Origin of the sequence: Staphylococcus rostri, from assembly GCF_002902145.1 — a bacterium.
GTDB lineage: Bacteria > Bacillota > Bacilli > Staphylococcales > Staphylococcaceae > Staphylococcus > Staphylococcus rostri.
Map to the genome: position 1 here is coordinate 1 of NZ_PPRF01000050.1, position 13717 is coordinate 13717.

Consider the following 13717-nt stretch of genomic DNA (forward strand, 5'->3'; position numbering starts at 1 on the left):
TTCGCACACAATCAAAGGTTGAATGCGAATTAGGAATCGCACTTATGGCAGTAAATATAAGAAAACTAGCCAGATAAGTGCTAGTTTTTGTCGTTTATATATTAAAAAAGCCGTTAAAATTCATTTTAGAGAATTTTAACGGCTTTTTCTTAGGGAATCTGAGTGCTTATGTCCCAGCCCCGTTTTTTTGCGCTTAAATCGTAAATGCCAAAATAAGCGACAGAATAAAATAGAGGGTATTCACAAGTAATGACGGCTTGACCCATGACTGAACAACATAGTGTTGACGCTTAGGTGTTTTCGGATTATAAAAGTCATCTTCCTCATACATCTGGCGGTTCTTTTTGCGCATCATTAGATAGCGAAACTTGCGGAACCCATAACTTGTGACATCAAAAATACCTTCTTGTACAAGTAGCAACATAAATAGAAAAATACTAATAATGAGTGACAGTGAAAAGAATGTATTAATAAAATGCACCCATGTATGCGCACCAGTCAACCACAGTACTAAAGTGACGATAGGTGTTATAAATATGTAAATCAACGTATTAACATTAAAAAACTTCATGTTTACCTCCTCATAAATATTAAGTTTTTAACAAAATTTTGTGTGCTAATAATATTTAATGACTAGCAATTTGAAAATTTTATAAGAAAAACTTAATAGCTTGAAATATCGTTATTATAGCATTTTTTAGAGTTGGAAAAATTTATAGTTAAAAAACATATTGATTATAAAATATCAAAAGACTATAATGGTTTTAATATTTCTGAAAATTTAGAAGGGAATGTTAATTAACCAAAGGGGGAAAATACATATGCTTAAATATACACTTAAGCGTTTGTTGTACATGGTGATTTCACTCTTCATTATCATTACCATCACGTTTTTCTTAATGAAGTTAATGCCTGGGTCACCATTCAACGATGAGAAATTGAGCGAAGAGCAGCGTATTATGCTGAATGAGAAATATGGACTGAATGATCCATTACCAGTACAGTATGCGAACTACATGAAGAACGTTGTAACGGGAGACTTTGGGAATTCTTTCCAATATGACGGTCAACCTGTATGGGAATTGATTCAACCACGACTCATTCCATCGTTTCAAATGGGCTTAATAGCGATGGCAATTGGTGTCGTACTCGGTGTCTTTCTAGGTGTCGTTGCAGCGACAAGGCAAAACACCTGGGTCGATTACTTGGCAACACTCATCTCGGTTATCGCTATTTCTGTACCATCATTCGTATTAGCGGTATTACTACAATACGTTTTCGCGGTGAAGTTGCAATGGTTCCCAGTTGCTGGCTGGGAAGGTATCTCAACGGCTATCTTGCCATCACTCGCCTTATCAGCAGTTGTACTGGCAACGGTCGCACGTTACATTCGAGCAGAAATGATAGAAGTGTTGAGTTCAGATTATATTTTATTGGCGCGAGCAAAGGGGAACTCAACGTATGCGGTACTTTTCAAACACGCACTGCGTAACGCACTTATTCCAGTCGTAACAATCCTTGTACCAATGTTAGCAAGTATTTTGACAGGGACATTAACGATTGAAAACATTTTCGGTGTGCCAGGACTTGGGGATCAATTCGTACGTTCGATTACAACGAATGACTTCTCCGTGATTATGGCGATTACATTACTGTTTAGTACATTGTTCATCGTGTCAATTTTCTTAGTCGATGTGCTATATGGCTTGATTGATCCACGTATTCGTGTACAAGGGGGTAAAAAATAATGACGAAAGACTTACATCATTTACCACAAGACGATCCATCAGGTGCAACAATGGCACAAACAACGGGTGTGATGCATGAAGATTTTGTTCGTACAGGAGAACCTGATCTGAATCAGCAAGCGTTACAACGTGAAGGGCGAACATTCTGGCAAGACGCATGGACACAGTTGACGCACAATAAGTTGGCAGTTATCGGTATGATTGGGCTGTTAATCATTTTGATTTTAGCGATTATCGGACCAATGATGAACAGCCACGGTTATGCAGAACAAGATGTGGAACGTCGTAACTTACCACCTAAAGTTGCTGTACTCGATAAAGTACCATTCTTACCATTCGACGGTTCAGGTGTAGACGGCAATGCGTATGATAAAGCAAATGTGAAAGAAAACTTTTGGTTCGGAACAGACCAACTAGGACGTGATTTATGGACGCGTACTTGGCAAGGGGCACAAGTATCATTGTTCATCGGTTTCGTAGCCGCAGTATTAGATATTTTTATCGGTGTGATTTACGGTGCGATTTCCGGCTATTTCGGTGGTCGTGTTGATGACATTATGCAGCGTGTTATTGAGATTATCTCGTCTATTCCAACACTTATCGTTGTAATCTTATTCGTTTTAATTTTTGAGCCATCAATTTGGACGATTATTTTAGCGATGACAATTACCGGATGGATTGGTATGAGTCGTGTCGTTCGAGGCGAGTTTTTGAAGTTGAAAAATCAAGAATTCGTATTGGCTTCACGTACACTCGGAACATCAGATTTGAAATTAATATTTAAGCATATTTTACCGAACACATTAGGTGCAATTATCGTAACATCTATGTTTACCGTGCCAAACGCAATCTTTTTCGAGGCGTTCTTAAGCTTTATCGGTATTGGTGTACCAGCACCGCAAACATCACTCGGTTCGCTTGTGAATGAAGGGCGTGCGATGTTATTGATTCACCCACACGAGCTATTTATTCCAGCTGTTGTGTTAAGTTTATTAATCTTATTTTTCTATCTATTTAGTGACGGTCTACGCGATGCATTTGACCCTAAGATGCGTAAATAAAGGAGGAAGTTACCATGTCTGAACATATTTTAGAAGTGAAGGACCTGCATGTTTCCTTTGATATTACGGCAGGGGAAGTGCAGGCAGTTCGAGGCGTTGATTTTTATTTGAATAAAGGAGAGACGCTGGCAATCGTTGGAGAATCAGGCTCTGGGAAGTCTGTCACAACGAAAGCCATTACGAAGCTCTTTCAAGGGCCGACTGGCAGAATTAAAAAAGGCCAAATTATTTTTGATGGCGAAGATTTGACGCAAAAGCCGGAAAAAGAATTGATGAAGTTGCGTGGAAAAGAAATTTCGATGATTTTCCAAGATCCGATGACATCACTGAATCCAACGATGAAAATTGGTAAACAGGTCATGGAGCCGATTATTAAACATATTGGACTCAGTAAGGCAGAGGCGAAAAAACGTGCGATTGAGTTGTTGGAACTCGTTGGCTTAAAAAACGTGGAGGAACGTTTTAATGCGTATCCACACCAATTTTCAGGTGGGCAACGTCAACGTATCGTTATTGCTTTAGCGTTGGCATGTGAACCGAAAATTTTAATTGCGGATGAACCGACGACAGCTTTAGACGTAACGATGCAAGCACAAATTTTAGACTTGATGAAAGAATTACAACAAAAAATTGATACGGCGATTATTTTCATCACCCATGACTTAGGTGTCGTAGCAAACGTGGCAGACCGTGTTGCGGTAATGTATGGCGGTCAGATGATTGAAACGGGTAACGTTGATGAAATCTTCTACGACCCACGTCATCCATACACATGGGGCTTGCTATCGTCTATGCCAAATTTAGAAACGGAAGGCGATACCGAGTTGTTAGCGATTCCTGGTACACCGCCTGATTTGGTACATCCACCAAAAGGAGATGCCTTTGCGCCACGTAGCAGTTATGCGTTAGCGATTGACTTTAAAGAAGCACCACCATGGTTCGGCGTTTCACCGACACATTATGTGCGTTCTTGGTTGTTAGATGAACGTGCACCTAAAGTAGAGCCACCAGAAATCGTTAAGCGTAAACAACGCAATATGCCAAATAACTTCGACAAACCAGAACGTGTAGAAAGGGTGTCGTTTTAAATGGGAAACAGGGAGAAACTTGTAGAAGTACAGAACTTAAAACAATACTTTAATGCGGGGAAGGCGAATGAAGTCCGCGCGATTAATGATATTTCGTTCGATATTTATAAAGGGGAAACATTTGGACTCGTTGGTGAATCTGGTTCTGGTAAATCAACAACGGGCAAAGCCATTATCAAATTGAACGATGTGACAGATGGCAAGGTGCTATACGAAGGGGTTAACATACAGGAAATTAAAAAACGCAAAGAATTATTGAAGTTTAATAAGAAGATTCAAATGATTTTCCAAGATCCATATGCTTCACTGAATCCGCGTTTAAAAGTGATGGATATTGTGGCGGAAGGGATTGATATTCACGGGCTGGCGACAGATCGTCGTGACCGCAAGAAACGTGTGTATGACTTGTTAGAAACAGTTGGTCTTCGTAAAAGTCATGCCAACCGCTATCCGCACGAATTCTCAGGCGGTCAGCGTCAACGTATCGGTATTGCTCGTGCTTTGGCGGTTGAGCCGGAATTTATTATCGCAGACGAGCCGATTTCTGCGCTAGACGTATCGATTCAAGCACAGGTTGTGAACTTGATGCAAAAGTTGAAGCGTGAACGCAACATTACATTTTTGTTTATTGCGCATGATTTATCAATGGTCAAGTACATATCAGATCGTATTGCGGTGATGCACTTAGGCCGTATCGTGGAGATTGGCACAGCAGACCATATTTATAATCATCCAGTGCATCCATATACGCAGTCGTTACTTTCGGCTGTACCACAACCAGACCCTGAAAGTGAGCGTACGCGAAAACGTATTACGTACACACACGATGCCAGCAAAAATGACCAGCGTTCATTAAAAGAAGTCGCACCCGAACATTATGTGTTTGCGACTGACGAGGAACTGGTTCAATTTCAAGCGGCATATCAAGGGCAAGCATAACTTTGAAAGGGGAATGTCAAGTGAAGACTCGGAGAACATTGAAACTATTCACGCCAATCTTGGCAGCTGCACTCGTCTTATCAGCGTGTGGCAGTGGCGAAGGGGTATATGATGATAAAGGACAAGTCTTTCGTAAAGTAATTCCACAAGATATGTCATCGTTAGATACGGCGAAAGTAACGGATTCTGTAAGCTTTGACAAGTTCAATCAAGTGTATGAAGGCTTGTATGTCTTGGACGGCGATGATCAGGCACAACCGGGCGTTGCGAAAGGGGAACCAAAAGTGTCTGAAGATGGAAAAACGTGGACGGTCAAATTGCGACAAGACGCGAAATGGTCGAATGGCGATCCAGTAACAGCACATGACTTTGTCTTCGCATGGCAACGTGTGTTAGACCCAGATACAGCGTCAGAATATGCGTATATTATGTATGACTTGAAAAATGCCGAAGAGATTAATGCTGGTAAGAAAAAGCCTAAGGAACTAGGTGTGAAAGCATTAGACGATCATACGTTACAATTTGAATTAACGAAGCCATTACCATACTATAAAGAAATGTTGGCGTTCGGTACATTCATGCCACAAAATGAAAAGGTCGTTAAGAAATATGGCGATCGATATGGTACAAAAGCTGAGAAAGCGGTATATAATGGACCATTTAAAGTAAAAGAATGGGCCGTAGAAGACAAAATTTTGTTAGAGAAAAATGACAAATATTGGGATAAAGACGTTGTGAAGCTAGACAAAGTGAACTACAAGATCTTAAAAGATGGGCAAGCGGGTGCGTCATTGTATGATACGAATTCAGTAGATGATACAACGATTTCTTCTGAACAAGTAGAAAAGTATAAAGATAATGAAGCATTAAAGAAACGTTTATTAGCTTCAACATTTTACTTGAAGTTAAATCAAGGGACTGTCCCAGCGTTTAAAAATAGAGATATGCGTTTAGCTTTGGCACAATCTATTGACAAAAAAGCATATGTCGATTCTGTGTTAAACAATGGTTCAGCACCGAGCGATGGCTTTACTGCAAAAGCAACAGCCAAAGCACCAGACGGTTCAGACTACTCAGATCAAATTGATTCACCACTCGTATATAATCCTGATAAAGCCAAAGAACATTATGAACAGGCGAAAAAGACATTAGGTGAAGAATCATTTACGTTTAAGCTGAATACAGAAGATACACCAGCGTCTAAGATTTCAGCAGAATTTATTAAAGCACAAATTGAACAAAACCTTCCAGGTGTAACAATTAAAATTCAACAGTTACCGTTCAAGCAACGTATTGCACGTGAACAAAGTGAAAACTATGATATTTCACTCTCTGGTTGGGGACCTGACTATCCAGACCCATTGACGTTCTTAAATATTATGACAACGGGTAATTCATCTAACAATACAGGTTGGAGCGATAAAGACTACGATCAAATGTTGAAAGAAGCGAATGGTCCGTTACTTCAAAAAGAACAAGAGCGTAATCAAACGTTAGTTGATGCAGAAGAGCGTTTGTTGAATGACGCACCAATTGCCCCGATTTACCAAAAAGGGGAAGCGCATTTAACGAACCCACAAGTGAAGAACTTGCAGTATCATAATATCGGTGGCGATACAACGTTGAAATATACGTATATCGATAAGAGCATCGATCGTGAAACTGGTAAAAAGAAAGAGAAATAGCGATTAAAATATTAAGTGAGACGAAAATATTGCCATGTGGCTAAGATTTTTGTCTCACTTTTTCTATGACTCGCCAATGTGGATCACTCTTGTTATGATAAAGAGACTAACATAAAAGGAGTATTTTGATGAAAACATTAACGCAAGAAGAAAAAGAGATGTTACTGACAACTTTAAAAGAACGTTTTGAGAAATATCCAGAACGTCATGAAGGGATTGCATGGGAAGCAGTTGAACAGAAGTTATGTGAAGCAGACGAACAGTTATGGTCACTATATGAAATGGAACGTACAGAAGGGGAACCTGACGTCATTGGTTTTGAAGACGGACAGTACGTATTTGTCGATTGTGCTGTAGAAAGTCCAAAAGGTCGCAGAAGTGTCTGTTATGACCGCGCAGCATGGGAATCACGTAAAAAGCATAAGCTTGAAACGAGTGCGATGGAGATGGCCGCAGAGATGGGCATTGAGCTGTTGACTGAAGCGCAATACCGCCATTTACAGACGTTAGGTACGTTTGATAAGAAAACATCTAGTTGGATTGTGACACCGGATAATATTCGTGACTTAGGTGGCGCATTATTCTGTGATTATCGCTATGGCACGGTATTTACGTATCATAACGGCGCAGAGTCATATTACGCTGCCAGAGGTTTCCGTGGCATGTTAAAAATCTAAAAAATGAGAGGGCGTCTGTCGAAATAACAGATACCCTCTCTTTTAACGTCAAAAATTATTTTGTTTTACGGCCTAAGCCCATTGCTTTTTCCATTTTTTTCAATGTTTTAAATGACGCGCGTTGTGCTTTGTCACGTCCTTCATCTAAAATCGCATCTAAACGATCTGATTCATAGAACGTATTGAATTTTTCTTGGAAGTCGATAAGGAATTTTTCTACAACTTCTGCCAAATCACCTTTGAATGCGCCATAGCCTTGACCTTCATATTGTGCTTCTAATGCTTCAATTGGTGTGTCTGTTAAGCTTGAATAGATTGTAAGCAGGTTAGAGATACCTGGTTTATTTTCTTTGTCGTATTTAATGATACCGTCTGAGTCTGTCACTGCACTCTTAATTTTCTTCGCAGCGAGACGTGGCTCATCTAATAATGAGATAAAGTTTTTCTGATTGTCGTCACTTTTACTCATCTTCTTAGTTGGATCTTGCAAGCTCATCACACGACCGCCGACTTTAGGCATATGCACATCTGGTTTAACGAGTACGTCGTTGTAACGGCTGTTGAAGCGGTCTACAAGATTACGTGTTAACTCGATATGTTGTTTTTGGTCATCGCCAACCGGCACGATGTCTGTGTTGTATAAGACAATGTCAGCAGCCATTAATGGTGGATATGTGAGCAGACCTGCTGGAATACCATCATTTTGTTTTTGGGCTTTGTCTTTGAATTGTGTCATACGTTCCAATTCACCCACAGATGAAATCGTTGTTAACATCCAACCTGCTTGTACATGCGCAGGAACTTCAGATTGAATGAATAATGTGACTTTGTCTGGATTAAGACCTGATGCGAGATAGATAGCAGCTAACTTACGTGTTTGTTCACGTAACTTCAAGCGATCTTGTGGCACTGTAATCGCATGTTGATCAACAATACAGAAAAAGCAATTGTAGTCGTCTTGGATATCGGCAAATTGTTTAAGCGCACCGATATAGTTTCCTAATGTTGGGATACCACTTGGCTGGATACCGGAAAATAATGTTTTCATAATTAAAAGGCCTACTTTCTATCATGGATATTCTTTTTCCTATTATAACAGTATTTTAATTGTTTGTAATTTGTGATAAGGTATAAATAGCAATTGATTAGGCAAGTTTATACGACTAAAGTCTGATTATTTGAATAAAAAATTTTTAATTGTTGTTTTCTCATTTAATTTTAATGTTCGGCTCATATAATATAATCATAGCGTTAGAAGACAAGGGCTAAAAAATCTTTAACGTGTTGACCCTATATTGTGCAGTCAATGATGAAACGTTAAAACTAAATGAATTTAATTCATTAAACTAGGAGAGTGAGATGTATGGTAACATTATTTACTTCACCAAGTTGCACATCTTGCCGTAAAGCGAAAGCATGGTTACAAGAACATGACATTCCGTATACGGAGCGAAATATTTTCTCTGAGCATTTAACTTTAGATGAAATCAAAGAGATACTTAAAATGACTGAAGATGGAACAGATGAGATTATCTCAACACGTTCTAAAACTTATCAAAAGTTGAACGTGGATATCGATTCATTACCACTTCAAGACTTATACACAATCATCCAAGATAACCCAGGAATCTTGCGTCGTCCAATCATCCTAGACGAGAAAAGATTACAAGTTGGGTACAACGAAGATGAGATTCGCCGTTTCCTACCACGCAAAGTGCGTACGTTCCAATTACTTGAAGCACAACGTATGGTAGACTAACTCAATTTTTAAGACACTTTTTTAATTTAAATACTCCACTATTCATGGTAGATTGCGTCCGTGGATAGACCTGAAACAGTGCGTCGCATGCGTGCTGTTTTTTGTTATATTTTGGGAGAGATAGGGTAGGAAGGTAATAGGCAATATCATTTAGAAACATATTCAATATGTTATAATAAAGGTGTCTAGGAGAGGTTCGGACAAAGTCGTTTAGGATTTGAGCAGAACCGAACGATGCAGTTAATGCTTTTGGCAGTAGCTGACTGATGTCTGACTACGCTTTGGCTTGTCACACATCTAGTCAGCCTTGCCGGGGCACTACGACGAAATCTTTACTAGCGTATGAGATTTCTGCTCCTTAATAGAGAGTACCTTTAAACTTTACCTATTGCATTGACTGCTTCAATTATATGAGTGGCAGTAGCTGACTGATGTCTGACTACGCTTTGGCTTGTCACACATCTAGTCAGCCTTGCCGGGGCACTACAACGAAATCTTTACTAGCGTATAAGATTTCTGTAGTGCTCCCGAACAAAAAAATTGTGTTTTTAAAGATGATTTCATACAATAAGATTACTATTCATCAACTGTAAGGGAGTGTGATGATATGAGAATAGAACGTATTGATGATATGACAGTGAAGCTATTTATCACGTATGCAGATATTGAAGCACGTGGTTTTAGACGTGAAGATTTATGGACGAACCGCAAACGTGGCGAAGAATTTTTCTGGTCTGTGATGGAAGAAGTCAACGAAGAAGAAGACTTTGTCGCAGAAGGACCTTTATGGATTCAAGTGCATGCGTTTGAAAAGGGCGTTGAAGTGACGATTTCAAAATCTAAAAATGAATCAGAAATGAATATGTCTGATGAAATGAACGCATTTGAAGAGATTGATAATCATTTAAGCGACTTGTTATCACAGTCATTCAAAGACAACGAAACAACTGAAGACAAAAGCACAGCGAAACAAAATACAACATCACATAGAAGTGTGTCGAGTGGACAGGTACCACTTACGCAAACGGCAATCTTTAAGTTTGATGACTTGGAGTCAGTGATTGCGTATGCACATCGCAATGATCAACAGTTGACGAACTTTGAAGATTTACTATACATGTTGGATCAACAGTATTATTACGTTGTTCATTTTGACGCACGCGTAACGGAAGATGAAGTTCATGACTTCTATAGTCAGATGTTAGAATTTGCGTCATTAAGTGATAAGACGGAAATGTATCTTAACGATTACGGTAAAATTGTGATGAGTCATAATGTTACAGAACAAGTGAAACGTTACTTTGCATTATAGATGATAAGGTTAAGCACATAACAGACCCTATACGGTTTGGCGTGTGCTTTTTTTTGTGTAAATTTTGATGTTGATCAAGTAATTGGAATGGTTGAGTCGTGTTATAAGTTGAGGTGATAGTTATGCTTACAGCTTATAATGACAAGCAGGAACGTGTCATGGCGCAACACGCACAGAAGGATATGCCATATTACTGTCCAATGTGCAAGGAAAGTGTGATTTTGAAACAAGGTTGTAAAAATATTGCGCATTTTGCACATGGGCGTCACAGTCAGCATCACGGGGCGGGAGAGACAGCATTACATTATCAATTGAAGGCACATATCTTTCATGCGCTAGCATCTTGTTATGATGATGTACAACTGGAACCGTATCTCTCGGATATTCAACAAATACCAGATATTGTCGTTGGACAGTATGCGATTGAAATTCAACTCAGTCCGATAGCAGTCACACAAATGCGTCAACGTACAGAAGGATTAGCATATGCGGGGTATCGTGTCATATGGCTGACGTTATTGCCTAAGTATCGCCAAGGTTGCTATTATTTAACACAGCTTCAACAGGCGTGCATCGTGCCTGAACGGCGTGTCATGTATGGCATCCATCCGACGACGCATCAATTGTATCGTCTGGATCATATGATGAGCTTGAGCGTGCGTCAATTTGTTGGGAACTGTGAATCACTAAGTTATGCCGAACTACTTGTTGATGACGACTCAACGCCTACAGAGATGAGTACAGTGCGTAAGTTAGCAACCACACGTATCTTTCAATATTTGATGGCTTGTCGGCGTCAAAATAGTGTTCATGAGCCAACGCTTTCGACCATGTACCAACTGCGGTTGACGGACGAACAAGTCGTACAGTTAACCGGCTATATTTTTCCTGAACAGTTATATGTATACACGCATCCGGTACAATGGCAGTTAAAAGTATTCGAAGCTTTGATGCGTCAATATAACCCGTATCACGAATTAGAAAGCTGTGTAAAGGTACGTCAATTTGCGACTGGGAGTGTTTCGAGAAAACAAATCATTAGGCAATTAGTGCTACGCTACAGAAAAATTCTAAAATTATAAGTCTATCATGTGCTTTTTTTAGCTGAAAATGAGAAAATAGTATTAATTATCTCATAATTTAAGGAGGAAAAGTATGACAAATCAAAGAACACGAGAAGAACAAGAACAGAAGTTTCCGAATCACACATGGGATTTAACGACAATTTTTAAAGACGATGCAGCGTGGGAAGCGGCTTTTGAACAGGTTTCTAACCGCATTGGTGAAGAAGCGCAATTTAAAGGGCACTTAGGTGATAGCGCAGAAACGTTATACCAAGCATTACGATTACAAGATGAGATTGAAGCGGACTTAGAGTCTGTCTATGTCTATGCACATTTAAAACAAGACCAAGATACAGGCAATGCTCACTATACAGGATTAGAGTCACGCGCACATCAATTAATCATTCGTTTCAGTTCAGCGTGGAGCTTTTTAGTACCTGAATTACTACAAATTGATGAGGCAAAAATTCAATCATTTTTAGATGAACATGAAGGCTTGAAACACTATGCATTCGCGTTAGAAATGGTTAATCATAAACGCCCGCATGTGTTGGATGCAGACAAAGAGAAGTTGCTAACAGAAGCACAAGATGCGTTATCAACACCAGGTAATGTATTCAGTATGTTTGATAATGCAGATTTAACATTTGAAGATGTTACTGACAAAGACGGTAATAAGCATCCATTGACACAAGGAACGTTCATTAAGTATTTAGAGTCAGATGATCGTCAATTACGTCAATCAGTGTATGAGAACGTCTATAAAGCGTATGGTGCGTATAACAACACATTAAGTGCAACGTTAGCAGGGGAAGTGAAGAAGCACGTCTTTAACGCCCGCTCACACAACTATAAAACTGCACGTGAACAAGCACTCAGCAACAACTACATACCTGAAGCGGTGTACGATAATTTAGTAGCGACTGTGCACAAATATTTACCGTTATTGCACAGATATACAGAATTACGCAAAAAGCTATTAGGTATTGATGATTTGAAAATGTACGATATGTATACGCCGCTTGTAAAAGACATTAAATTCGATATGCCGTATGAAGAAGCGGTTGAGTGGATGTTGAAAGGTTTAGCACCAATGGGTGAAACGTATTTGAATGTGTTAAAAGAAGGCTTGAATAACGGCTGGGTAGACGTATACGAAAACAAAGGTAAACGTTCAGGTGCCTATTCATCAGGTGCGCACCAAACGAACCCATTTATCTTATTGAACTGGTCAGATACGGTGTCAGACTTATTTACACTTGTCCATGAGTTTGGTCATTCAGCACATAGTTACTTCAGCAGACAAAACCAATCTTCAACATACAGTGGTTATTCAATTTTCGTCGCAGAAGTTGCGTCAACATGTAATGAAGCGTTGTTGAGCCATTATATGGAACAACATTTAGATGACAAACGTCGCTTATTATTATTGAACCAAGAGTTAGAGCGTTTCAGAGCGACATTATTCCGTCAGACAATGTTTGCGGAATTTGAACACAAAATTCATGAGATTGAAGAAGCAGGAGAGCCATTAACAGCACAACGTATGAACGAAGAGTATGCACAATTGAATCGTCAATACTTTGGCGATGTTGTTGAAACAGATGACAACATCAGCAAAGAATGGTCACGCATTCCGCACTTCTACATGAATTACTATGTATATCAATATGCGACTGGTTATAGTGCAGCACAAAGCTTAAGCCACCAAATCTTAACAGAAGGCGAGCCAGCTGTTGAACGATATATTAACGAATTCTTGAAAAAAGGTAGCTCAAACTATCCAATTGAGTTATTGAAAAATGCTGGTGTCGACATGACAACACCACAACCAATTGAAGATGCGTTACACGTATTCGAACAAAAATTAGATGCTTTTGAAGCCCTAATGGACACATTATAAAATGTATTCGTTTACAATATGACGGAATTGTGAAATGTTTAATTTTTGCAAGTTAAAGGGTTGAAACCTATGTGGGAGCATGATATATTATGTGCATGAAATTAATCACATAACAAACATACCCCTTTGTTTGAAGTGAAAAATTTCTCCCATCCCCTTTGTTTAGCGCCGTGTTAGAGCACGGCGTTTTTTTTATGCCGTTTTTTAAAATTTCAAGTTTGAGATGATAAAGTATCCCATTAATAGGAGTATAAATAAAAAGCCCCAACTTATTATGGACAAAGTAGGGGCGTTACGCGTATCCAATTGGCAATAACAATAGATACAGTCGAATAATGATAAAGAAAGGGGCTGGGACATAAGCACTCAGATTCCCTAAGAAAAAGCCGGGGCTGGGACATAAGCACTCAGATTCCCTAAGAAAAAGCCGTTAAAATTCTCTAAAATGAATTTTAACGGCTTTTTTAACATATATACGACA

At 39.2% G+C, this 13717-nt stretch carries 12 protein-coding genes; 10 read left to right on the top strand and 2 right to left on the bottom strand.

The genetic code is table 11. From position 1 onward, the window contains the following. Positions 1-193: 193 nt before the first annotated feature. Positions 194-571 carry a DUF3899 domain-containing protein gene (locus tag CD122_RS07940; RefSeq protein ID WP_103358457.1) on the bottom strand — a complete coding sequence of 126 codons (378 nt, stop codon included), beginning with the start codon at positions 569-571 and terminating at the stop codon, positions 194-196. A gap of 250 nt (positions 572-821) precedes the next feature. Between CD122_RS07940 and opp3b the strand changes: the two genes are divergently transcribed. The 6 genes from opp3b (at position 822) to CD122_RS07970 (ending at position 7198) form a co-directional block, all read left to right on the top strand. After that, positions 822-1748, top strand: coding sequence for an oligopeptide ABC transporter permease (gene opp3b / locus CD122_RS07945; protein ID WP_103358458.1), 927 nt, complete (start codon positions 822-824; stop codon positions 1746-1748). Further along, the gene (opp3C, locus tag CD122_RS07950) at positions 1748-2809 is read left to right on the top strand and encodes an oligopeptide ABC transporter permease (RefSeq protein WP_103358459.1); all 1062 of its coding nucleotides are present in this window, start codon (positions 1748-1750) and stop codon (positions 2807-2809) included. Before opp3b ends, opp3C begins: the two co-directional genes overlap by 1 nt. A gap of 14 nt (positions 2810-2823) precedes the next feature. Continuing rightward, positions 2824-3897: an ABC transporter ATP-binding protein gene (locus CD122_RS07955; RefSeq protein WP_103358460.1), complete on the top strand. Its 1074-nt coding sequence runs from the start codon at positions 2824-2826 to the stop codon at positions 3895-3897. Further along, positions 3898-4836, top strand: coding sequence for an ABC transporter ATP-binding protein (locus CD122_RS07960; protein ID WP_103358461.1), 939 nt, complete (start codon positions 3898-3900; stop codon positions 4834-4836). It abuts the gene before it with no gap. 20 nt (positions 4837-4856) lie between these two features. Further along, on the top strand, positions 4857-6521 hold the full coding sequence (locus CD122_RS07965) for a peptide ABC transporter substrate-binding protein (RefSeq protein ID WP_103358462.1): 1665 nt from the start codon (positions 4857-4859) through the stop codon (positions 6519-6521). Between the two features lie 128 nt (positions 6522-6649). Continuing rightward, positions 6650-7198: a DUF4256 domain-containing protein gene (locus tag CD122_RS07970; protein ID WP_103358463.1), complete on the top strand. Its 549-nt coding sequence runs from the start codon at positions 6650-6652 to the stop codon at positions 7196-7198. A 55-nt stretch (positions 7199-7253) separates the two neighbouring features. On the opposite strand, the gene trpS is transcribed toward CD122_RS07970, so the two are convergent. Next, positions 7254-8246: a tryptophan--tRNA ligase gene (gene trpS / locus CD122_RS07975; RefSeq protein ID WP_103358464.1), complete on the bottom strand. Its 993-nt coding sequence runs from the start codon at positions 8244-8246 to the stop codon at positions 7254-7256. 315 nt (positions 8247-8561) lie between these two features. Between trpS and spxA the strand changes: the two genes are divergently transcribed. The 4 genes from spxA to pepF all read left to right on the top strand — a co-directional run bounded on the left by spxA (position 8562) and on the right by pepF (position 13236). Further along, complete coding sequence (gene spxA / locus CD122_RS07980; protein WP_044360477.1) at positions 8562-8957, top strand: transcriptional regulator SpxA; 396 nt, start codon at positions 8562-8564, stop codon at positions 8955-8957. Between the two features lie 607 nt (positions 8958-9564). Next, entirely contained in the window at positions 9565-10269 is a 705-nt protein-coding gene (locus CD122_RS07985) for an adaptor protein MecA (protein WP_103358465.1), read from the top strand. 122 nt (positions 10270-10391) lie between these two features. After that, positions 10392-11351 carry a competence protein CoiA gene (locus CD122_RS07990; RefSeq protein ID WP_103358466.1) on the top strand — a complete coding sequence of 320 codons (960 nt, stop codon included), beginning with the start codon at positions 10392-10394 and terminating at the stop codon, positions 11349-11351. 73 nt (positions 11352-11424) lie between these two features. Further along, positions 11425-13236, top strand: coding sequence for an oligoendopeptidase F (gene pepF / locus CD122_RS07995; RefSeq protein ID WP_103358467.1), 1812 nt, complete (start codon positions 11425-11427; stop codon positions 13234-13236). Positions 13237-13717 lie beyond the last annotated feature (481 nt).